General features: G+C 68.8%; 23 protein-coding genes. All 23 read left to right on the forward strand.

Annotation, left to right across the window (positions count from 1 at the left end):
* The first annotated feature begins 54 nt into the window (after window positions 1-54).
* The 23 genes from MAY35_RS02605 to MAY35_RS02715 all read left to right on the forward strand — a co-directional run bounded on the left by MAY35_RS02605 (window position 55) and on the right by MAY35_RS02715 (window position 22,508).
* Window positions 55-705 carry a DUF177 domain-containing protein gene (locus MAY35_RS02605; RefSeq protein WP_238419072.1) on the forward strand — a complete coding sequence of 217 codons (651 nt, stop codon included), beginning with the start codon at window positions 55-57 and terminating at the stop codon, window positions 703-705.
* Complete coding sequence (gene rnc / locus MAY35_RS02610; protein ID WP_238419353.1) at window positions 698-1,423, forward strand: ribonuclease III; 726 nt, start codon at window positions 698-700, stop codon at window positions 1,421-1,423. The genes MAY35_RS02605 and rnc overlap by 8 nt, the downstream gene beginning before the upstream one ends.
* Window positions 1,424-1,459: 36 nt before the next feature.
* On the forward strand, window positions 1,460-2,359 hold the full coding sequence (mutM, locus tag MAY35_RS02615) for a bifunctional DNA-formamidopyrimidine glycosylase/DNA-(apurinic or apyrimidinic site) lyase (RefSeq protein WP_238419073.1): 900 nt from the start codon (window positions 1,460-1,462) through the stop codon (window positions 2,357-2,359).
* A 187-nt stretch (window positions 2,360-2,546) separates the two neighbouring features.
* Window positions 2,547-2,999 carry an OsmC family protein gene (locus tag MAY35_RS02620; RefSeq protein WP_238419074.1) on the forward strand — a complete coding sequence of 151 codons (453 nt, stop codon included), beginning with the start codon at window positions 2,547-2,549 and terminating at the stop codon, window positions 2,997-2,999.
* A 4-nt stretch (window positions 3,000-3,003) separates the two neighbouring features.
* Complete coding sequence (locus MAY35_RS02625; RefSeq protein ID WP_238419075.1) at window positions 3,004-3,339, forward strand: acylphosphatase; 336 nt, start codon at window positions 3,004-3,006, stop codon at window positions 3,337-3,339.
* A gap of 44 nt (window positions 3,340-3,383) precedes the next feature.
* On the forward strand, window positions 3,384-6,992 hold the full coding sequence (gene smc / locus MAY35_RS02630) for a chromosome segregation protein SMC (RefSeq protein ID WP_238419076.1): 3,609 nt from the start codon (window positions 3,384-3,386) through the stop codon (window positions 6,990-6,992).
* Complete coding sequence (gene ftsY / locus MAY35_RS02635; protein ID WP_238419077.1) at window positions 6,989-8,584, forward strand: signal recognition particle-docking protein FtsY; 1,596 nt, start codon at window positions 6,989-6,991, stop codon at window positions 8,582-8,584. Before smc ends, ftsY begins: the two co-directional genes overlap by 4 nt.
* Before the next feature lie 294 nt (window positions 8,585-8,878).
* A complete protein-coding gene (locus MAY35_RS02640; protein ID WP_245403566.1) occupies window positions 8,879-10,165 on the forward strand; it encodes an ammonium transporter in 1,287 nt (428 codons plus the stop codon).
* Between the two features lie 50 nt (window positions 10,166-10,215).
* Window positions 10,216-10,554 carry a P-II family nitrogen regulator gene (locus MAY35_RS02645; protein WP_004572306.1) on the forward strand — a complete coding sequence of 113 codons (339 nt, stop codon included), beginning with the start codon at window positions 10,216-10,218 and terminating at the stop codon, window positions 10,552-10,554.
* A gap of 85 nt (window positions 10,555-10,639) precedes the next feature.
* A complete protein-coding gene (locus tag MAY35_RS02650; protein WP_238419355.1) occupies window positions 10,640-13,204 on the forward strand; it encodes a [protein-PII] uridylyltransferase in 2,565 nt (854 codons plus the stop codon).
* A gap of 37 nt (window positions 13,205-13,241) precedes the next feature.
* Window positions 13,242-14,816 carry a signal recognition particle protein gene (gene ffh / locus MAY35_RS02655; RefSeq protein ID WP_238419079.1) on the forward strand — a complete coding sequence of 525 codons (1,575 nt, stop codon included), beginning with the start codon at window positions 13,242-13,244 and terminating at the stop codon, window positions 14,814-14,816.
* Window positions 14,817-14,818: 2 nt separating this feature from the next.
* On the forward strand, window positions 14,819-15,901 hold the full coding sequence (locus MAY35_RS02660; RefSeq protein ID WP_238419080.1) for an amidohydrolase family protein: 1,083 nt from the start codon (window positions 14,819-14,821) through the stop codon (window positions 15,899-15,901).
* A 485-nt stretch (window positions 15,902-16,386) separates the two neighbouring features.
* Window positions 16,387-16,824, forward strand: a complete 438-nt coding sequence (gene rpsP, locus MAY35_RS02665; RefSeq protein ID WP_004572302.1) for a 30S ribosomal protein S16 — start codon at window positions 16,387-16,389, stop codon at window positions 16,822-16,824.
* Complete coding sequence (locus MAY35_RS02670) at window positions 16,821-17,063, forward strand: RNA-binding protein (protein ID WP_238419081.1); 243 nt, start codon at window positions 16,821-16,823, stop codon at window positions 17,061-17,063. Before rpsP ends, MAY35_RS02670 begins: the two co-directional genes overlap by 4 nt.
* A 26-nt stretch (window positions 17,064-17,089) precedes the next feature.
* On the forward strand, window positions 17,090-17,623 hold the full coding sequence (rimM, locus tag MAY35_RS02675; protein ID WP_238419082.1) for a ribosome maturation factor RimM: 534 nt from the start codon (window positions 17,090-17,092) through the stop codon (window positions 17,621-17,623).
* Window positions 17,623-18,342: a tRNA (guanosine(37)-N1)-methyltransferase TrmD gene (gene trmD / locus MAY35_RS02680; RefSeq protein WP_238419083.1), complete on the forward strand. Its 720-nt coding sequence runs from the start codon at window positions 17,623-17,625 to the stop codon at window positions 18,340-18,342. Before rimM ends, trmD begins: the two co-directional genes overlap by 1 nt.
* A gap of 40 nt (window positions 18,343-18,382) precedes the next feature.
* A complete protein-coding gene (locus MAY35_RS02685; RefSeq protein ID WP_238419084.1) occupies window positions 18,383-18,727 on the forward strand; it encodes a YbaB/EbfC family nucleoid-associated protein in 345 nt (114 codons plus the stop codon).
* Window positions 18,724-19,059 (forward strand): hypothetical protein, encoded by a 336-nt coding sequence (locus MAY35_RS02690; RefSeq protein WP_238419085.1) that lies wholly within the window; start codon window positions 18,724-18,726, stop codon window positions 19,057-19,059. Before MAY35_RS02685 ends, MAY35_RS02690 begins: the two co-directional genes overlap by 4 nt.
* Window positions 19,059-20,054 (forward strand): hypothetical protein, encoded by a 996-nt coding sequence (locus MAY35_RS02695; protein ID WP_238419086.1) that lies wholly within the window; start codon window positions 19,059-19,061, stop codon window positions 20,052-20,054. The genes MAY35_RS02690 and MAY35_RS02695 overlap by 1 nt, the downstream gene beginning before the upstream one ends.
* A gap of 182 nt (window positions 20,055-20,236) precedes the next feature.
* Window positions 20,237-20,578, forward strand: coding sequence for a 50S ribosomal protein L19 (gene rplS, locus MAY35_RS02700; RefSeq protein WP_238419087.1), 342 nt, complete (start codon window positions 20,237-20,239; stop codon window positions 20,576-20,578).
* 18 nt (window positions 20,579-20,596) lie between these two features.
* On the forward strand, window positions 20,597-21,502 hold the full coding sequence (gene lepB, locus MAY35_RS02705) for a signal peptidase I (RefSeq protein WP_238419088.1): 906 nt from the start codon (window positions 20,597-20,599) through the stop codon (window positions 21,500-21,502).
* Complete coding sequence (locus tag MAY35_RS02710; RefSeq protein WP_238419089.1) at window positions 21,502-22,200, forward strand: ribonuclease HII; 699 nt, start codon at window positions 21,502-21,504, stop codon at window positions 22,198-22,200. Before lepB ends, MAY35_RS02710 begins: the two co-directional genes overlap by 1 nt.
* A complete protein-coding gene (locus tag MAY35_RS02715; protein WP_004572292.1) occupies window positions 22,197-22,508 on the forward strand; it encodes a DUF2469 domain-containing protein in 312 nt (103 codons plus the stop codon). The genes MAY35_RS02710 and MAY35_RS02715 overlap by 4 nt, the downstream gene beginning before the upstream one ends.
* Window positions 22,509-22,564 lie beyond the last annotated feature (56 nt).

Genomic DNA, 22,564 nt, shown 5'->3' on the forward strand with positions numbered 1-22,564 from the left:
ACGCTGCGCGGCGCCGGTCGATGATTCGTGAGGGCGAGCGTATGGTGGGCGTTTGTGGCTGATCATGCTGTGACTTCAGAGGCGTCGCACGGTCCCGGTTCGGCGCCGCGGCGCGATCCCTTCGTCCTCGACATCCGGTCGTTGGGGCGCCGCCCGGGCACCATGTCCGAGGTGCACCGGACGGTGCGTACGCCCGACAAGCTGGGCGTCGAGATGATCGGGATCCCTGCGGATTCCGACGTCGACCTCGACCTCCGCCTCGAAGCGGTGAGCGAGGGAGTCCTGGTGACGGGAACCGTGTGCGGTGAGACGGTCGGGCAGTGCGCCCGGTGTCTGGAACCCGTGGACGGGACGGTGACGGTGTTCCTCACCGAACTGTTCGCCTACCCCGACAGCACCACCGACCAGACGTCGGACGCGGAGGACATCCACCGCATCGTCGATGACCGTATCGATCTGGAACAGCCGATCATCGACGCCGTGGTGCTCGAGCTCCCGATGTCTCCGCTGTGTTCTCCGGACTGCCCCGGTCTCTGCCAGGTGTGCGGTGTACGGCTCGCCATCGCCGAGCCCGGACACGGGCACGAGCTGATCGACCCCCGGTGGGCGGGACTCGCGAACAAGTTCGCGGACCTCACCGACGAGACCCCGGGCGAGGCGACCGACGGTGACGCCGATGCCGACACCCAGAAGCGTCGTGACTGAGGCCGTGCGCGAGGACGGCCCCCGCGCCGCGCTGCTCGCAGCCCTCGACACCGACATCCCCGAGGACCTCCTCACCCTCGCCCTGACACACCGTTCCTATGCGTACGAGAACGGCGGGCTCCCCACCAACGAACGCCTCGAGTTCCTGGGCGACTCCGTGCTCGGTGTCGTCATCACCGAGCGCCTCTACCTGGGTTTTCCCGACCGCCCGGAGGGGGAGCTCGCGAAGATCCGAGCCAGCGTGGTGAATATGCACGCGCTGGCCGATGTCGCACGCGCCCTCGGCGACGAGGGCGGCCTCGGCAAGTACCTGTACCTGGGCCGGGGCGAGGAGATGACCGGTGGCCGGGACAAGGACTCGATCCTCGCCGACGGCCTGGAATCGCTGTTCGGGGCGGTCTTCCTGAGCCACGGTCTCGCGACTTCTCAGCGGATCATCCTGCGACTCTTCGAGGAGCGGATCGAGCGGGCCGGACAGCTGGGCGCCGGCCTGGACTGGAAGACATCGTTGCAGGAGCTCAGCTCGGAGCGGGGTTTCGGCCCGCCCCAGTACCAGATCAGCGCGACGGGTCCGGACCACAACAAGGAGTTCACCGCGGTCGCGGTCGTCGCGGGCGAGAACCTCGGCGAGGGCGTCGGGCGTACCAAGAAGGAAGCTGAGCAGCAGGCGGCGGCGCATGCATGGAAAGTGCTGACCGAGCGCGCATCTGCGTCGTGAACCCACCCCTGATGCCCGACATGCCTGAGCTACCTCATGCCTGAACTCCCCGAGGTCGAGACCGTCCGCGTCGGCCTCGAGACCCATCTCGTCGGCCGCGTGATCACGTCGGTCGACGTCGCGCATCCACGCGCGGTGCGGCGGCACGCGGGCGGCGAGCCCGACCTCGTCGGCCGCCTCACCGGCAAGGCGGTGACCGGGGTGCGTCGTCGCGGCAAGTACCTGTGGATCGACGTCTCCGACGCCACCGACCGCGCCGCGCTCGTGGTCCATCTCGGCATGAGCGGGCAGATGCTGATCGCTCGCGGCGGCGCACCGGACCACACCCACCTCCGTGTCCGGGCGCTGCTCGACGACGAGAACGAATTGCGTTTCGTCGACCAAAGGACCTTCGGCGGTTGGCATCTCGACGATTACACGGTCGATGCCTACGCTCCCGCCGGCATGCCGGCCGCCGATGTCCCGGTCTCCGTGGCGCACATAGCGACCGACCCCTTCGATCCGGCCTTCGACGTCGAACGGGTCGTGAACCGCATGCGCGCCAAGCACTCCGAGATCAAACGCGTCCTGCTCGACCAGACGGTGATCTCCGGCGTCGGCAACATCTACGCCGACGAGGCGCTGTGGCGGGCACGCCTGCACGGGGCCCGGATCGCCGAGACGATCAGCCGCAAGAAACTCCGCGAGTTGATCGAAGCGGTCACCGTGGTGATGGCGGAGGCGCTGAAGGTCGGCGGGACATCGTTCGACGCGCTGTACGTCAACGTCAACGGTCAGTCCGGCTACTTCGAGAGATCGCTGAACGCCTATGGCCGGGCGGGGGAGCTGTGCCGGCGCTGTGGAGCGATCATGCGGCGGGAATCGTTCATGAACCGGAGCTCGTTCTACTGCCCGCGATGTCAGAGACGCCCGTCCGACGTCGAGTCCCGGGGCTGAAGCGGAGCGCCGGCCTTGCCCGGTTATCGCTCACCCCTTCCGTTCGCGCTCACCGAAAAAGTGTGAGCGGGAACGGAGAGAGTGAGCAGTCGTTCAGCGCCGGGAACAATCCGCGATCGGGCGCTCTTACTATTGTTCGCGGTGCCGGCGGTGTACGTCGGCCACTTTTCGAGAGGACTCGTCGTCGATGACCACCGAAGCAGCAGCTGATCCCACCTCCGCCGAGCAGGCACACACCGAACTGTGGGTCGATCGCACCGGAACGCGGCGCTACACCGGCCGCAGCTCACGCGGCGCCGAGGTGCTGATCGGATCGCAGGACGTCGAGGGTGTCTTCACCCCGGGTGAGTTGCTCAAGATCGCGCTGGCCGCCTGCACGGGCATGTCGTCGGACCGCCCGTTGTCGCGCCGACTCGGGGACGACTACGACGCCACCATCCGCGTGAGCGGCGACGCCGACCGCGAGAACGAGGTCTATCCCCGGATCGAGGAGATCCTCCAGGTCGACCTGTCCGAGCTCGATCCCGATGCCGCCTCGAGGCTTCTCGTCGTCGTCGAGCGCGCCATCGAGGCGGTGTGCACGGTCGGACGCACCGTCAAGGCCGGTGCCGAGGTCGACCTGCGGATCGAGACGGACTGACCCCATGGCCGGTGACCGCAGCGACAACACCGACAGCGACCGCGACGACAGCGACCGCGACGGCGCAGACTCCGTCCGGTTGACCGCGCATGTCCACGGTCATGTGCAGGGCGTGGGGTTCCGGTGGTGGACGCGGTCGCGGGCACTCGAGCTCGGCCTCGTCGGATATGCGTCCAATCAGGCCGACGGTCGCGTGCTGGTGGTCGCCGAGGGACCACGGCGCGCCGCGCTGGCCCTTCTCGACGCACTGCGGTCCGGTGACACGCCCGGCCGCGTCGATCTGGTCGTCGAACGCCTCGACGCGCCGCGAGGGGACCTCAGCGGCTTCGTCGAACGGTGAGCAGAGCCCGAAACGGATCGTGATGGTGAGTACTCTGTACCGTCGTGCACCTCAAAAGCCTGACCCTGAAGGGCTTCAAGTCGTTCGCCTCGGCGACGACCCTGCGCTTCGAGCCGGGTATCACGTGCGTCGTCGGACCCAACGGCTCCGGTAAATCGAACGTCGTCGACGCCCTGACCTGGGTCATGGGCGAGCAGGGCGCCAAGGCGCTGCGTGGCGGCAAGATGCAGGACGTCATCTTCGCCGGCACATCCGGACGCCCGCCGCTGGGTCGCGCCGAGGTGACCCTCACCATCGACAACGCCGACGGTGCGCTGCCCATCGAGTACTCCGAGGTGTCGATCACCCGCCGCATGTTTCGCGACGGTGCCGGTGAGTACGAGATCAACGGCAGTACGTGCCGACTGATGGATGTGCAGGAACTGCTCTCCGACTCGGGTATCGGCCGGGAGATGCACGTCATCGTCGGACAGGGCCGACTGTCGGCGATTCTCGAGTCCCGGCCGGAGGACCGCCGTGCGTTCATCGAGGAGGCAGCGGGCGTCCTCAAGCACCGCAAGCGCAAGGAAAAGGCGGTCCGCAAGCTCGACGCCATGCAGGCGAACCTCGCGCGGCTCACCGACCTGACCGCGGAACTCCGTCGCCAGCTCAAGCCCCTCGGCCGCCAGGCGGAGGTCGCCCGCCGCGCGCAGACCGTCCAGGCCGACCTGCGCGACGCCCGGTTGCGCCTCGCCGCCGACGACCTGGTCACCCGCCGTGCCGAGATGGCCGAACACACGGCGGTCGAAGACGAGGTCCGCCGTCGCCAGGACGAGGTCGCGGCCCAGCTGGACACGGCCAACGCCGAACTCGCCGAACACGAACAGCATCTCGCCGAGATCACTCCCGCGGCCGCCGCCGCCAACCGCGCGTGGTTCCGGCTGTCGGCGCTGGCGGAGCGTGTCGATGCGACCCGCCGGGTCGCTGCGGAACGAAGCCGCTACTTGAGCGAGTCGTCGACCGAGGCATCCGGCCCCGACCCGGACGAGCTGGACGAGCAGGCTCTGGAGGCCGCCGAGCTGGAGGCCGAACTCACCGAGGGCGTGGAGATCGCCGCGGAGCAGCTCGAGACCGCTCGCGAGGTGCTGGGCGAGCGCGAATCCGTCGCCGAGGCGGCCGAGGCCGCGCACCTCGCGGCCGTACGTGCGATCGCCGACCGTCGCGAGGGGCTGGCCCGGCTCGAGGGCCAGGTCGACAATCTGCGGACGCGGTCGGAATCGGTCGACGGCGAGGCCGCGCGCCTCACCGCCGGGATCGCGGCGGCCACCGAGCGCGCCGAAGCCGCTACCGCACAACAGGATTCCGCGGCAGGTGAGCTTGCGGAGCTGGAGGCTTCCGAACGTGCGCTCGACGAACACCACGAGCGGTGCGTGGCCGCGCTGAACCTTTCCAACGAGCGGGTCGCCACCTTGCAGGCGTCGCACCGACAAGCCGAACAGTCCATCGCGTCGCTGTCGGCACGGGTGGATGCACTCTCGATGGGGCTCGAACGCGGCGACGGCGGTGCCTGGCTGCTCGAACACGCCCCGGAGGGCCTGCGCGGTCCGATGGCGGAGCTGGTGACCGTGGAGCCGGGCTTCGAGACGGCCATCGCCGGAGCGCTCGGACCCGCGGTCGACGGCATCGTGACCGTCGATGGGGTCGCCGCCGTCCGGGCACTCGAGGCACTCAAGTCCGGCGACGGCGGACGAGCGGCGCTGATCTGCGGCGGGCTCACCGCCCCGATCCGGGGCCGCGCGGTCGACCTGCCCGAGGGTGCCCGGTGGGCGGCCTCGGTGGTGAGCGCGCCCGACGACATCAGGGCGGCCGTCGACACCGTCCTCGCCGACACCGTCATCGTCGACGATCCGGCCCGCGGTCTGGAACTGGCCCGCTCGCTGGGCGTCCGTGCGGTCACCCACGCCGGCGACCGCATCGGCCCGGCCTCGATCGAGGGCGGTTCGTCGCGTCGTCCGTCCACCCTCGAGGTCCAGTCGGCCATCGACACCGCCACCGCCGAACTCGCGGCAACGCGACGGCGGGTGGAAGAACTCGAGGCGGCGCTCGACGGCGCACTCACCGAACAACATGACCGTCGCGAGGCCGCCGAGGAGGCCCTCGCCGCGCTGCACGAATCCGACGCCAGCGTCGGTGCGGCCTACGAACACATGGCTCGTCTGGGTCAGGAGGTGCGCAACTCGCGCGCCGAAGCCGACAAACTGACGCGCCAGCGCAGACTCCTCGAAGAGGGCCGGGCCGAGACCCTCGCGTCACTGCACGAGCTCACCGAACGGCTCCGCCTCGCGCGCGACGAGTCCGACGAGGGCGTCGAGATGTCCGCGGATGACTCCGAACGCGCCACCGCCGCGGCAGCCGTCGGCGTCGCACGGAGCGCGGAGATGGAGGCCCGGCTGGCGCTGCGCACCGCGGAGGAACGTCTCGCGTCGGTCCGCGGCAAGGCCGACTCGCTCCGTCGGGCGGCGCAACGCGAGCGCGAGGCCCGCGAACGCGCACGCCGTCAGGACGAGATCCGACGCCAGGCCGCCGGTGTGGCCGCGGCCGTCGAACGCGCGGGTGCGCAGGTCACCGAACGGCTCGCGGCAGCGGTGGCCTCGGCCCAGGCCGGACGCGATGAACTCGAGGAGATCCGGGTCGCCCGTACCGCCACCCTCGACGGGTTGAGGGTCCAGGTCAACGAGTTGACGGGCACGCTGAACTCGTTGCGGGACACCGTCCATCGCGACGAGGTGGCCCGCGCGCAGGTCGCATTGCGCATCGAACAACTCGAGGAGCAGGTCCTCGAGACCTTCGCGATGACCCCCGACGACCTGATCGCCGAATACGGTCCCGACGTCCCGATGCCGCCGTCGGAGCTGGAGATGGCGGAGTACGAGCAGGCGAAGGAGCGCGGCGAGCAGGTGGTCGCACCCGCTCCGATGCCATACAACCGGGCGACGCAGGAGGCCCGGGCGAAAAAGGCACAGAAGGACCTCAACACACTCGGCAAGGTCAATCCGCTCGCGCTGGAGGAGTTCGCCGCACTCGAGGAGCGCTACAACTTCTTGTCGTCGCAGCTCGAGGACGTCAAGGCCGCGCGCAAGGACCTGCTCGACGTGGTCGAGGACGTCGACGCGCGCATCCTGCAGGTGTTCACCGAGGCCTACGCCGACGTCGAGCGCGAGTTCGGGCAGGTGTTCCAGACCCTGTTCCCCGGAGGAGAGGGCCGGCTCGTGCTCACCGAACCGGGCGACATGCTCACCACCGGTATCGAGGTGGAGGCGCGGCCGCCCGGAAAGAAGGTCAAGCGGCTCTCGCTGCTGTCGGGCGGTGAGAAGTCACTGACCGCGGTCGCCATGCTCGTCGCGATCTTCCGCGCCCGCCCGTCACCGTTCTACGTCATGGACGAGGTCGAGGCAGCGCTCGACGACACCAATCTCCGACGTCTCATCAAGCTCTTCGAACAGCTGCGGGAGAAGTCGCAACTCATCGTCATCACCCATCAGAAGCCCACGATGGAGGTCGCGGATGCGCTCTACGGAGTCAGCATGCGCGGCGATGGCATCACGACAGTCATCTCGCAGCGCATGCGCGGGGTGAACATGCCCGTGGGTCAACAGGAGGACACCAGCCAGTGAACACCGGAATCATCATCGGGATCGTCGTCGCGGTACTCGTCGTGGCCGCGCTGATCGTGCTCGGCCTCGTGCTGTCGCGCCGCCGTCGCATCTCGCTGTCCGACGACAAGCCGCAGGAGATCGTCGACGGCACGACGCGGCAGGTCGACCGTTCCGGGGGATATCAGGCGGGGTCGGGCTTCAACTTCAGTCGCGGGGACACCGGCACGGCGCTCGCGGAACCGCCGGCGCGCAAGCCCGAACCCGCACGCAAACCGGACGAGCCATCCGTGCGGCCGCCGGTCGAGCGGACCGACACCGACGGTCAGCCGGGGGTCGGCGACGACGCCGCCGTGCCGCGCGACTCGGTTCGACGCGGTGTCACCGACGTGTCCCTGCCCGACGTCGACGACGCCCCTGCTGCGCCCGAGACCGCTGCGCCGGAGACCGCTGCACCGGAGGTTTCTGCGCCCGAAGCCGCTGCACCCGAAGCCGCTGCGCCGGAGGTCGCTGCACCGGAGGTTTCCGAACCCGAGGTCGCTGAACCCGAGACCGCCGCACCCGAGGTCGCCGCACCCGAGGTCACCGATACCGCCGCACCCGAGGTCACCGAGACCGAGACCGTGGCGCCGGACGGGACCGTCGTCCCCGACGACGCGGCAGAGGCGACCACGACGGTTCCGCTCGATGACATCGCGCCCACCGCCGGCCGTCTCGGGCGTCTGCGCGGACGGCTCTCCCGCTCGCAGGGCGCGATCGGCAAGGGCGTGCTGGGCCTGCTCGGCGCAGGCGACCTCGACGAGGACAGCTGGGAAGAGATCGAGGACACCCTGGTCATGGCCGACCTCGGGTCGTCGACGACGGCCACCGTGGTGGAGACACTGCGAACCGAGCTCGCCGCCAACCCGGTCCGGTCGGCAGCCGAGGCGCGGGCGCTGCTCAAACGGGTGCTCGTCGATCAGCTCGACCCCACCCTCGACCGCTCGATCCGGGCCCTCCCACACGCCGGACGGCCCGCGGTGGTTCTCGTCGTGGGGGTCAACGGGACCGGGAAGACCACCACGACCGGCAAGCTGGCGCGTGTGCTCGTCGCCGACGGGCGTCGTGTGCTGCTCGGTGCGGCGGACACGTTCCGCGCCGCGGCAGCCGACCAGTTGCAGACCTGGGGCGAGCGTGTCGGCGCCGAGATCGTCCGCGGCAAGGAGCAGGCCGATCCCGCGGCGGTCGCGTTCGATGCGGTCGACCGCGGCATCGCAACCGGGGTCGACGTCGTGATGATCGACACGGCCGGACGCCTGCACACCAAGACCGGTCTGATGGACGAGCTCGGCAAGGTCAAGCGGGTCGTCGAGAAGAAGGCGCCCGTCGACGAGGTGCTCCTCGTGCTCGACGCCACCGTCGGCCAGAACGGCCTCATGCAGGCCAGGGTCTTCGCCGAGGTCGTCAACATCACCGGTGTCGTGCTCACCAAGCTGGACGGCACCGCGAAGGGCGGGATCGTCTTCCACGTCCAGAAGGAGCTCGGCGTGCCGGTCAAGCTTGTCGGGCTGGGGGAGGGGGCCGACGACCTCGCGCCCTTCGAGCCGGAGGCCTTCGTCGACGCCCTCCTGTGATTGCCGGAGACGCTGATGTGAACCCGGGATCTGCGATCGGAAACTCCGCGCTAGCGGTCGTCCGGCGATTCTGAGACGCACCTCAGAAGCGAACTGGGACGTTACACGCGCGAAATACAAACCGGCCAGGGGGTTACGCGCCCGAAACGTCGGGGCACCACAGCTGAAACCGAGTGCCGACAATCTCTTTGGAGGCGCCGAGCCGTCGGCGCATCCTGAGGAGGTTTCGTAGTGGATTCGGCTCTGTTGCCAAACGAATCGTTTGGCCCCATCGACACGGGCAACACGGCATTCATGCTCGTGTCGGCCGCGCTCGTGTTGCTGATGACCCCAGGTCTCGCGTTCTTCTACGGGGGGTTGGCGCGAGGCAAGTCCGTCCTGAACATGATGATGATGTCCTTCGGCGCACTGGCGTCGATCAGCGTCGTCTACGTGCTGTGGGGCTTCTCGATGTCGTTCAGCGACGGGATCACCGGTAGCAGCGACATCGGCGGGATCTTCGCGAATCCGTTCGCGCTGTTCGGCTCGGACCAGCTGATGAGCACCATCGGCGAGGGCGACACCGAGCAGTACGTCACCGGCGGCCTCACCATCCCGGCGATCGTCTTCATGGGCTTCCAGCTGACCTTCGCGGTCATCACCGTCGCCCTCATCAGCGGTGCGCTCGCCGAACGCGTCAAGTTCTCCACCTGGATGGTCTTCACCGTCCTGTGGGCGACGATCGTGTACTTCCCGCTGTCGCACATGGTCTGGGGCGGCCTGGTCGGCGGCGGCGGCCTCCTCGGTGCGGGTGAGGACGGCCTGGCGGCCAAGATGTTCGGTACCACCGACGGCGAAGCCAACGTCGCACCCATCGACTTCGCCGGCGGCACCGTGGTCCACATCAACGCAGGTATCGCGGCGCTGGTCCTGGTCCTGATCATCGGCAAGCGCGTCGGCTTCGGTCGCACCGCGTACCGTCCGCACAACATCCCCTTCGTCATGCTCGGCGCCGCCCTGCTGTGGTTCGGCTGGTTCGGGTTCAACGTCGGCTCCGAGCTGGGTGCCGACCTCCTCGCCGGACAGGTGTGGGTCAACACCACCGCCGCGACGGCCGCCGCGATCATCGGCTGGCTCGTGGTCGAGGTCATCCGCGACAAGCACGCGACGAGCGTGGGCGCCGCATCGGGCATCGTCGCCGGTCTGGTCGCGATCACCCCGGCATGTGGTTCGCTGACCCCGATCGGCTCGCTCATCCTGGGTCTCGTCGCAGGTGCGCTCGCCGCGACGGCCATCGGACTGAAGAACAAGTTCGGTTACGACGACTCCCTCGACGTCGTCGGCGTCCACCTCGTCGCCGGACTCTGGGGCACCGTCGCGATCGGCCTCCTCGGCGAGGACGTCGGGCTCTTCTGGGGCGGCGACTACAAGCAGCTCGTGGTCCAGATCGTCATCGCGCTCTTCGCGCTCCTGTTCACCGCAATCCTCACCGCGATCATCGCCTTCGCGCTCAAGCCGCTGGGTTGGCGAGTCAGCGACGAGGACGAGAAGAGCGGCATCGACGAGGCAGAACACGCCGAGACGGCCTATGAGCTGGCATGACGCTCAGAGCCATTCGCTACTACGCTGACTCCTGTGGAGAGGGATAACTAATGAAGCTGATCACTGCAATCGTGAAGCCGTTCACGCTCGAGGACGTCAAGGCCGGACTGGAGCAGGCCGGAATCCTCGGCATGACCGTCAGTGAGGTCCAGGGCTACGGCCGGCAGAAGGGCCACACCGAGGTCTACCGCGGCGCGGAGTACTCGGTCGACTTCGTGCCGAAGGTGCGCGTCGAGGTCGTCGTGGACGACGCCGCCGTGGACAAGGTGGTCGACGTCATCGTCGAGGCCGCCCGGACCGGCAAGATCGGCGACGGCAAGGTGTGGGTGTCGCCGGTGGAGTCCGTCGTTCGCGTCCGCACCGGCGAGCGCGGTGGCGACGCGCTGTAGCGAACCGCACACGTGTGACGAATCCCGTTGAGCGGCCCCGTGTCCGACGATCAGTCGGGTACGGGGCCGATCCGTTCGACACCCGATCCACACTCGCCGAACCACTACCTCGGAGGCTCCCGTAAGCGCTGCAGACCTGGCCAAGACCCGACGGCAACTCACCGAGTCCGGCCGCACGGGAAAACTCGACGCACCGGCGTTGCGCCAGGTGCTCGTCGACCTGCACGAGTTCTGGCTGACCAGCAAGGGCGCCGAACTCGGGATCAAGTCGCACAGCGGCTTCGCGATCGTCGCGGTCGGCGGTCTCGGACGAGGGGAGATGCTGCCCTACTCCGATCTCGACCTGATCCTGCTACACGACGACATGCCCCTCGAACGGGTCTCCGAGGTCGCCGACGGTCTCTGGTATCCGTTGTGGGACGCCAACATACCGCTCGATCACAGCGTCCGGACGGTGCCGCAGGCGATGCAGGTCGCCGGCGACGACGTGACCGCCGCGCTGGGGCTCCTCGAAGCCAGGCACATCGCGGGTGACGAGGACCTGTCGGCTCTGCTGATCGGCGGCGTCCGGCAGCAGTGGCGCAACGACATCCGCAGCCGTTTTCCCGAGGTCGTCTCGCATGCGCAGGACCGGTGGCGGCGGGCCGGCGACATCGCGCACCGCGCCGAGCCGGATCTGAAGAACGGGCGGGGTGGCCTGCGTGACGTGCAGTTGCTCGGCGCCCTGGCGATCGCCCAACTCACCGACAACATGGCCGGGTTGCGGCCCGATTCCCCGGGCGCGGGCCCGCAGGTCGCCTACACCCGCCTGCTCGACATCCGCACCGAACTGCACCGCATCGCGGGTCGCCCGCGCGAACAGGTGCAGGCCCAGGATGCCGACGAGATCGGGGCCGCGCTGCGCATCGGCGACCGCTTCGACCTCGCCAGGGTCATCAGCGACTCCGCCCGCACGATCAGTTACTCCATCGACGTCGGTCTGCGGACAGCGGGCAACGCCCTGCCGCGGCGCGGGCTCGCGAAGCTGCGTCGCTCGCCGCTGCGCCGGCCCCTCGACGAGGGCGTCGTCGAGCACAGCGGTGAGATCGTGTTGGCGCGCAACGCTATTCCCAGCAAAGACCCGGGCCTGATCCTGCGGGTGGCGGCCGCATCGGCCCGTACCGGATTGCCGATCAGCGCGTCGACGCTGAGCCGGCTCGCCGACTACGCGCCCGAATTGCGCGAGCCGTGGCCGGCCGAGGCGTTGAGCGATCTGCTGGTCCTGCTCAGTTCCGGCCATCACATGGTCGACCCGATCGAGGCACTCGACCGCACCGGCCTGTGGGGTCGGCTCCTGCCGGAATGGGGCGCGGTCCGCGACCTGCCCCCTCGAGATGCCATCCACACCTGGACCGTCGACCGGCACCTCGTGGAGACCGCGGCCTACGCGAGCGCGATGACGACCCGGGTGTCGCGTCCCGACCTGCTGGTGTTGGGTGCGCTCATCCATGACCTCGGCAAGGGGCGCGGTGCCGATCACAGCATCGTCGGGGCCGAACTCGCCGTGCAGGTGGGCAACCGATTCGGGTTGTGGCCGCAGGATGTGTCGATCCTGTCGGACATGGTCCGGCACCACCTGTTGCTGCCGCAGGTCGCGACGCGACGCGACCTCGACGACCCGGCGACCGCCGAGCATGTCGTCGACACCCTCGGACGCAACCGGGTTCTGCTGGAACTGCTTGCCGCACTGGCGGAAGCGGACTCGTTGGCCACCGGCCCGGGCGTCTGGGGCGACTGGAAGGCGTCGCTCATCAAGGACCTCGTCCGGCGATGCATGCGCCACATCGAGGGAGTGCCGCCGAGTGAGCCCGACCCGCTGACCGCCGATCAGCTGGCGACCGCGGCCGAGGGGGACTATGCCGTTCGTCTCGTGCGTGCGGACGGGCAGCACACCTATCGCGTCACGATGGTCGCGCCCGACCAGCCCGGGCTGTTGTCGAAGATGGCCGGCGTCCTCGCGCTGGGCGGGTTGCGGTCGCACTCCGCGTGCGCACAGAGCCACGACGGCAAGGCCATCAACTCCTTCGTCGTGGTCCCCATGTTCGGCAGCCCTCCGGACGCGGGATTGCTTCGCCAGCAACTGATCGCGTCCGTCGACGGCAAGATCGACGTCCTCGCCCGCCTCGCGGCGCGGGAGCGGGACTCGCCGATCCCCACGATCGGCACCGTCGCGACGGTCCCGGGAACCTTCGTGTCGACCGGTACCAGCGCGGGCAGCACCGACCCGGAGGTCGACGGGGCAGGGCACCCGAAGAACGCGGTGCCCGCACTGTTCGCGGTGGCCCCGCCGCGGGTGACGTGGCTCGACGCGCCGGATGGCGAGGCGATGCTCGAGGTTCGGTCCGACGACCGGATCGGGCTCCTGAGCCGGGTGAGCGCGGTGCTCGAGCAGTATGGGGTCGACATCCGCTGGGCCAAGGTCTCCACGCTCGGTGCGACCGTCGTGGACGTCTTCAGTCTGCGCCCGGCGGTCGAGTCCGCCGACGCGCGTGCCGAGCTGACCGAGGCCATCGTCGCGGTGTGTCCGCCGCTGCAGCCCACACGCGACGAGGACGGCGACGGACCGCAGACGTACGGCGGGACCGGACGGTCGGGCGTGCCGATCTCCTAGATGTCACGACCGGCGACCCTCATGGAAGGATGGGATCATGTTCGATTCCCTCTCCGACCGGTTGACCGGTGCCCTGAAGGACCTGCGTGGCAAGGGGCGGTTGTCCGACGCCGACATCGACCGCACCTGCCGCGAGATCAGACTGGCCCTGCTCGAGGCGGATGTCTCGCTGCCGGTGGTGCGTGCCTTCATCGCGCGGATCAAGGAGCGCGCGAAGGGGGCCGAGGTCTCCGCGGCGCTCAACCCGGCGCAGATGGTCGTCAAGATCGTCAACGAGGAACTGGTCGGCATCCTCGGCGGCGAGACCCGCAGGGTGCGGTTTGCCAAGAATCCTCCGACGGTCATCATGCTGGCCGGCCTCCAGGGTGCCGGTAAGACGACCCTCGCCGGCAAGCTGGGCAACTGGCTGAAGGAACAGGGTCACACGCCGCTGCTGGTGGCCTGTGACCTGCAGCGGCCCGGCGCGGTGTCGCAGCTGCAGATCGTGGGCGAGCGGGCCGGGGTCCCCGTGTACGCGCCGCACCCCGGCACGTCCGTCGGCGGCGAGGGGACGCTGGGCGTCACCTCCGGAGATCCTGTCTCGGTCGCGAAGGCCGGCGTCGACGAGGCCCGCGCCAAGCACTACGACGTGGTCCTCATCGACACCGCGGGCCGTCTCGGCATCGACGCGGAGCTGATGAAGCAGGCCTCTGACATCCGGGATGCCACCACTCCCGACGAGGTCCTGTTCGTCGTGGACGCGATGATCGGTCAGGACGCGGTCACCACGGCCGAGGCCTTCGCCGACGGCGTCGGCTTCACCGGCGTCGTGCTGACCAAGCTGGACGGCGACGCCCGCGGTGGTGCGGCGTTGTCGGTGCGTGAGGTCACCGGCCAGCCGATCATGTTCGCGTCGTCGGGAGAGAAGCTGGAGGACTTCGACGTCTTCCACCCCGACCGGATGGCGAGCCGGATTCTCGGTATGGGCGACGTGCTCAGCCTGATCGAACAAGCCGAACAGCACTGGGACGCGCAGCAGGCCGAGGCCGCCGCCACCAAGATCACGCAGGGCGACCTGACGCTCGAGGACTTCCTCGAGCAGATGCTGATGATCCGCAAGATGGGCCCGATCGGCAACATCCTCGGCATGCTGCCGGGCGCGGGTCAGATGAAGGACGTGTTGTCGCAGGTCGACGACAAGCAGCTCGATCGGGTGCAGGCGATCATCCGGGGCATGACACCCGCCGAGCGGGACAACCCCAAGATCATCAACGCATCTCGCCGACTCCGTATCGCGAACGGTTCGGGCGTGACGGTCAGCGAGGTCAACCAACTCGTCGACCGCTTCTTCGAGGCCCGCAAGATGATGGCGCAGATGTCGGGCCGCATGGGTATGGGCGCGGTGAACCGCAAGTCCAACCGCAAGAAGGGCAAGGGGAAGAAGGGCGGCGGAAAGAAGAGCACCGGCCGCGGCCCCACACCGCCCAAGGCACGCGGCGGATTCCCCGGCATGCCGGGCGGGATGCCCGCCGGATTCCCGGACCTGTCGAACATGCCCGCGGGGCTCGACCAGTTGCCGCCCGGACTCGAAGGGCTCGACGTCTCGCAGTTCCAGCCGAAGAAGAAGAAGTAGTCGTGGGCGGAGACGGGGCCCGCCACTATCGCGGTTCCGACCCGCTCACCGGGGAGCCCGTCGAATTCTGGGTGCGAGACGGGGTCGTGAGCGCCACGCCGGTCGCCGAGGCCGAGACCGCGGTCGACGGTGGGTGGATTCTTCCCGGCCTCGTCGACGCCCACAATCATGTGGGTATAGCGCCCGGGCTCGGTGTCGACATCGAGCAGGCGCGGGGGTTCGCCTACGCCGACGCTCGTGCGGGCACCCTCCTGATCCGCGAGGTGGGGTCGCCTCTCGACACCCATCCGCTCGACGACGATCCCGCCTGCCCTCGCTTCATCCGGTCGGGCAAGCACATCGCCCGTCCCAAAAGATATCTGCGCGACTACGGGATCGACCTCGACGACCCGGACGAGCTCGCCGCGGAGGTCGCGCGGCAGGCGGAGGCCGGCGACGGATGGGTGAAGATCGTCGGCGACTGGATCGACCGCGAGGTCGGCGACCTGGCACCGCTGTGGACCCGCGGCCAGATCGAGGCAGCGGTCGAGGTGGCCCACCGACACGGGGCCCGGATCACCGCTCATGTGTTCGGCACCGACGCCCTCGTCGATCTCATCGCGGCCGGGGTCGACTGTATCGAACACGGCACGGGCTTGACCGACGACCTCATCGGACAGATGGCGCAGCGCTCGATTGCGCTGGTGCCCACGATGATCCAGGTGGAGAACTTCCCGGGTATCGCCGATGGCGCGGACCGCTTCCCGACCTATGCCGCGCACATGCGGGCTCTGCATGCCGGGGCCCCGAAAGTGTTCGAGGCCGCGCGGGAGGCCGGTGTCCGAGTGTTCGCCGGGACCGACGCGGGTGGGTTCGTCGAGCACGGGCGCATCGTCGACGAGATCGAGGCGCTCGCTGCGGTCGGTCTCGGGGCCGCGGGCGCGATTGATGCGGCCTCCACCGGTGCCCGGCGCTGGCTGGGCGCGGACGTCCTCGACGACGGTCACCGCGCTGACTTCGTGGTGTACGCGGAGAATCCGTGTGAGGATCTCGGCGTGCTGCGGCACCCGGTAGCAGTGGTCTCCACGGGCCGCCACATCGTGTGAGGAACGCCACAAGTCGGCCTATGGTGTGCGCTTCTTACCGCCGCGTAACGTAGCAGCGGCGTTGCAACGGTTCGAGTACGACGAACCGGTCCAGTCCGGAGCTGTCAGCCCAGATCCGGCACTCGCAGACGCCGTCGGAGCCGGGGGTCGAGGGAGGCTCCGGGTGGCGCTGCACATCCTGGGTACCGATGGACCGATTCACCTTGGTGACGAACACATCGAGTGACGGAAGCGACGTGCGGCATGTGGTCGTCCTCGCGGGGTGGGTGACCACATGCCGGAACACCCTCCGGGGCTCTCATGGCCTGACGGTCGTCGCCGACGCCGGGATTTCTGTGCGGGCCGCACCATCTGGCACAATGGCTCGCTGGTTCGTCGGATCCGGTCACGGCCGCCCGACGGTCACACCGAAACATTCGCAAAACCGGGCCCGTCATTCCGGACGGGCTGCTGAATTGCGCAGTGACCACACGAAAGAAGTAGACATGGCTGTCAAGATCAAGCTCACGCGGCTCGGCAAGATCCGCAACCCCCAGTACCGCATCGTCGTCGCCGACGCTCGCACCCGCCGCAACGGCCGGGTGATCGAGACCATCGGCAAGTACCACCCGAAGGAAGAGCCCTCGCTGATCGAGGTCGACTCCGAGCGCGCTCAGTACTGGCTGGGTGTCGGCGCGCAGCCGACCGAGCCCGTCGCCGCGATCCTCAAGGTCACCGGTGACTGGCAGAAGTTCAAGGGCCTGCCGGGCGCCGAGGGAACCCTGAAGACCGCCGAGGCCAAGCCCTCGAAGCTCGACCTGTTCAATGCCGCGCTCGCCGCCGCGGACAACGAGCCGGTCGCCGCCGCGACCACCCCGAAGAAGAAGGCCGCCAAGAAGGACGACGAGGCTGCCGAGGCTCCCGCCGCCGAGGGTGACGCGTGAGCTCAGTCGTCGCCGACGCTGTCGAGCACCTGGTTCGCGGGATCGTCTCGAACCCCGATGACGTCCAGGTCGACCTCGTGACCGGCCGTCGCGGCCGGCTCGTCGAGGTCCACGTGAACCCGGATGACCTCGGGAAGGTCATCGGTCGTAACGGTCGTACCGCGACCGCACTGCGCACCCTCGTCTCCGGCATCGGCGGGCGCGGGATGCGCGTCGACATCGTCGACACCGACCGCTGACCGAACACCCGAACATCGAGCGCACCGTGGATCTCGTCGTCGGCCGTGTGGTGAAGTCCCACGGCATCCGTGGCGAGGTCGTGGTGGACGTCCGTACGGACGAACCCGATGTGCGTTTCGCTCGCGACTCGGTGCTGCGTGGCCGTCTGCCGCGCGGTGGCGGGGAACGCGAGTTCACCGTGACAGCCGCCCGGGAACATTCCGGGCGGCTGCTCGTGTCTCTGGCCGGTGTGTCCGATCGCGGCACGGCCGATGCCCTGCGCGGCACCCTGTTCCTGATCGACAGCTCACAGGTCGAGCCGTCCGACGATCCCGACGAGTTCTACGACCACGAACTCGAGGGCGTCGCCGTGCAACTCGGTGACGGCACGGCGATCGGGGTCGTCGAATCGGTCCTCCACCTTCCCGGTGGCGAGTTGCTGTCGGTGCGGACGACCGACGGCCGGGAGGTGCTCATCCCGTTCGTCCGTGAGATCGTGCCGAGCGTCAGTCGCGAACTCATCGTCATCGACCCGCCGGACGGCCTGCTGAACCCTGACTCCCTCGACGGTGCGCCCTGATGCGCCTCGATGTCGTGTCGATCTTCCCGGAGTATCTGCAACCATTGCGAGTCGCCTTGTTGGGCAAGGCGATCGACGCCGGACGCATCAGCGTCGATGTCCACGACCTCCGGGACTGGACACATGATGTGCACCGCAGCGTCGACGACTCGCCCTACGGCGGCGGGCCGGGGATGGTCATGAAACCCGACGTCTGGGGTCCCTGCCTGGACGCCGTGTGTCCCGACGATGCGCTACTGGTGGTGCCGACCCCGGCCGGGGTGCCGTTCACCCAGGACACCGCCCGTCGCTGGAGCGCCGAGAAGCATCTCGTGTTCGCGTGCGGCCGCTACGAGGGTATCGACCAGCGCGTCTTCGACGATGCGGCCCGGCGGGTCCGGGTCGAGGAGGTGTCGCTGGGCGACTTCGTCCTGATCGGGGGAGAGGTCGCGGTCATGGCGATGATCGAGGCGACCGTACGACTCCTCGACGGGGTGCTCGGCAACCCGCGGTCGCATCAGGAGGACTCGTTCTCCGACGGATTGCTCGAGGGGCCGAGCTACACCCGTCCCGTCACCTGGCGGGGCCTCGACGTCCCGGCGGTCCTTCTCAGCGGCGACCATGCGAAGGTGGCCCGCTGGCGTCACGAGCAGTCGTTGCAACGCACCCGCGCACGTCGGCCCGACCTGCTGGACGAGGCTGTGCACAGCACGGACACCGGGGACCCGGGGATCGGCTAATATCCCGGACAACTCGACGCGCACTGGGGGCCTGGGGGCGATGCACGGATATTCGGCGATGCTCGACGAGCTCGAACGGCAACGCGCCGAGCTCGATCGAGTCCGGGAATCGTTGTCGCAGTTGACCTCTCGCGCAACCAGTGTCGATCGCCTCGTCGCGGTGACCGTGAACGCACGCGGACTCGCGACCGACATCTCGATCGAGCCGGCCGCCCTGCGACGCTACCGCGCCGACCAGCTCGCCGCACTGTTGACCACGCTCATCGCCGAGGCGGATGCCGCGCTGCGTACGAAGAGCTCCGAATTACTCGCTCGGACAGCAGATCTCCCGCTCGATCATGCCGACGCCCGGCTCGGTGCGGGGTCCGACGGGGCAGACCGGTGACACCGGTCGAGCCGACGACCGGCCGTGTCACCGTCGACGCCGGCCTCACCGCGGATCTGTCCGCGCGGCTCGACGCCGCCGCCAGCCGACTGCAGACCCTGACGACCGAACTCGCCGAGGTGCTCGCCGATCTCGACCGGGCCGTCGGAGTCGGGGAGTCCGCGCACGCGTTCCGAAGGGGATTCGGCCCGGCCGGTGTGGAACTCCTCGACGCGCTGGGCGCACTCGCCGCCCGCGTCACCGATCGGCGCCGCGGGGTCACCGCTGGGGCCGACGCCCTGGCAGACGCCGACGCCACCGGCGCCGCGACCATCGACAGGGCCGACGGCTGATGCGTGACCACCCCATTCCCGCGGACGCCAGGCGCGTCGTCGAGGATCTGGCGCCCGGTGTCTGGCCCACCGCCGATGCCGCGGAACTGCGCGACGCGGCGAACCGGCTTCGTGCGCTCGCCGGGGCGGTGGAGGACGTCGCCGGGTCGGTGACGTCGGCGGCAGGTGAGTACGCGAACCGAGCAGCGCAGTCGGCGGGGGAGTTCCGCGACGCGGTCGTCGTCGGCCTCGAGGCGATCACCGGCGCCGGGCCCGACTCGTCACCCGCTGTCGTCACACGCCTGCTGGCCATGGCGGGATCGGTCGACGCCTACGCCGACACAGTCGTCGAGACACGGCAGCAGATGGCTCTCATCGCCCTTGTCGCCGACCGGGATCTACGCCGTGCCGACGTGCTCGCCGAGGTGGGTGACGACTCCTGGCGGGTGGGTGCGGCGAGTGCCGGGCGGATGGCGCTCACCGCCGCGGGCGACGACCACACCGAGCGGTCCGGCGAGGCGGGCCAGGACGCGGGAGCCCCGGCCGCGACGAGCGGGATGATGCCCATGATGCCGACGGGCGCCATGGGAGCAGCCGGGGCCGTGGCTGCCGGGGTGGGTGCACTGGCCGGCGCCGGGGTCGCGCGCGAGCGCACCGACGTGGCCGACCTGGTGTGGCTCCGGCAACGGGCCGAACGAGTGCAGACGACCGTTCCCGGCGCGGTCGCGGGATGGTTCCGCACCGCCGTCGGCGTGGGTGCCGGTGAACGAGGTGTCCGCGTGATCGTCGTCGGTACCAACGATCCGCAGCCCTACCAGCGTCCCGGTCTCGAGCTCGCGGACGACGAGGCGCTCACCGCCGACGGCCGCGCACCGGAGCTGGCCATCGCCGATCACATGGTGAGCTCGGGGATCATCCCGCTCGCGATCGCGGCCGCGACGCCCATGGCGCCGGCCACGGTGTCGGCTCTGCGGGCCGCCGACATCGTCGTCGTCGAACCGGGAAGCCGACCTTGACCGGCGATTTCGTCGCGCCGGGGTGTCTCTGGCACAATAGTCGGGTTGCCTGTCGACGATGCTCCATGCCTGGAGCACTCATCTGACCACGGCGACACCAACGACTCGGAGCACGAACCGGTCGAGCCCGCGGGCCGCCAGGTTCCTCTGCTCATTGATTTCGCCAGACAAGGACCCGACACATGAACACGCTCGACTTCCTCGACAAGCAGTCCCTCCGCGACGATGTCCCGGACTTCGGTCCCGGCGACACCCTCGACGTCCACGTCAAGGTCATCGAGGGCAGCAAGGAGCGCGTCCAGGTGTTCAAGGGCGTCGTGATCCGTCGCCAGGGTGGCGGCATCCGCGAGACCTTCACCGTCCGCAAGGTGTCCTTCGGCGTCGGCGTGGAGCGCACCTTCCCGGTGCACAGCCCGAACATCGCCAAGATCGACGTCCTCACCCGCGGTGACGTGCGTCGCGCCAAGCTGTACTACCTGCGCGACCTGCGCGGCAAGGCCGCCAAGATCAAGGAAAAGCGCTGACGCGTCTACCCTGACGACGTGGCCGACACACAACGACCCCGCGACGACCGCGACGTCTATCCCGGCGGTGACGCCCCACACGGTGACACCCCGGACGGTGACGCTCCAGACGGCGGCAGACGCCCTTGGCGGTTGAAGTCCGACGGGGACGACGATCGCGGGAACGCGCGCGACTCGAAGAAGCGGAAGTCCGGTTCGGGATCGCTGCTGCGAGAAGTCGCGATCATCGTCGGATGCGTACTGCTGCTGACCTGGGTCCTGCAGACCTTCATCGGGCGGCAGTACGTCATCCCGTCGGAGTCGATGGAGTCGACGCTGATCGGCTGCACCGGCTGCACCAACGACCGGATCGTGATCGACAAGCTGACCTATCGGTTCGGCGATCCGCAACCGGGTGATGTCGTGGTCTTCAAAGGCCCGTCGGAGTCGTGGAACGGCTCGTGGGTCTCCCCGCGGTCGACCAACCCGGTCATGCACAAGGTGCAGGATGCGCTGTCCTGGTTCGGTTTCGCTCCCCCGGATGAGAACAACCTGGTCAAGAGGGTCATCGCGACCGGCGGTCAGACCGTCGAATGCCGCAACGACGAAGGTGTCGGCGTCAAGGTCGACGGTCGTCCGCTGCGCGAGCCGTACATCGACATGAAGCTCCAGGAGGAGACGGTCGCCGCGTTCGGCCCCGGGGTCGCCGGGCCCGGCAACCAGGTCCCGTCGTGCCTCGGTCCGGACTTCGGTCCGATCAAGGTGCCCGAGGGGAACGTCTGGGTGATGGGCGACAACCGGTTGAACTCGCAGGACTCCCGCTACCACGTCGACGATCAGTACCAGGGCACCGTCCCGGTCGGCGACATCCGGGGCAAGGTCCGCACCATCATCTATCCCTTCTCGCGGATCGGTGGTGTCGGTTCGTTCAATCCGCAGCAGTGATGAGCCGGGTGACGAATCGCTGGCCACCGCGCTCACCCGTCCGCCGGGCGGCGGGTCTGCGGACGTTCGAGTTCGCTTTGCACCGCCAGGGTCTCGGGCCGGTAGCCGGCGTCGATGAGGCGGGACGCGGGGCCTGTGCCGGTCCGCTGGTGGTCGCCGCCTGCGTGCTGAAACCCACGCAGTTGGTGTCCCTCGCGGACCTCGACGACTCGAAGAAGCTGACCGAGCGAACCCGTGAGGGTCTGTATCGATCGGTGACCCGCTACGCACAGAGCTGGAGCGCGGTGATCATCGACGCCGACGAGATCGATCGCATCGGCATCCACGTCGCGAACATCGAGGGGATGCGTCGAGCGGTCGCCGCCCTCGACGTGAAGCCGGGGTATGTGCTGTCCGACGGGTTCGCGGTCCCGGGGCTGACCGCACCGTCGCTGCCGGTGATCGGCGGCGACGGAGCCGCCGCCTGTATCGCCGCTGCCAGCATCATCGCCAAGGTCACCCGGGATCGCATCATGGTGGCGATGGACGACGAGCTGCCGGGCTACGATTTCGCGATCCACAAGGGCTACAGCACCGCGCTGCACATGTCGCGGATCGATGCGGCGGGGCCCTCACCGCAACACCGCATGTCGTACCGTAATGTCGCGGCACGAGTGGTCACCAGCGCAAACGACAACAGGGATAGGCTGACAGGATGAGTGCTGAGGATCTCGAGAAGTACGAAACCGAGATGGAACTCTCTCTGTACCGCGAGTACAAGGACATCGTCGGGCAGTTCACCTACGTGGTGGAGACAGAGCGGCGCTTCTACCTGGCCAACGCGGTCGAGATGATCCCGCGGAACACCGACGGCGAGGTGTACTTCGAGCTCCGGATGAGCGATGCCTGGGTCTGGGACATGTACCGCCCCGCACGTTTCGTCAAGCAGGTCCGGGTCATCACCTTCAAGGACGTCAACATCGAGGAACTCGAGAAGTCGGAACTGCGGCTGCCCGACGAGCCGTGAGGTCTGCCGGGCTGTTGACAATCTTCCGGTAGTCCACAGATCACCAGCCTGCACGC

The sequence above is a fragment of the Gordonia sp. 'Campus' genome, from assembly GCF_022206305.1.
In the GTDB taxonomy this organism is placed as follows: Bacteria; Actinomycetota; Actinomycetes; order Mycobacteriales; family Mycobacteriaceae; genus Gordonia.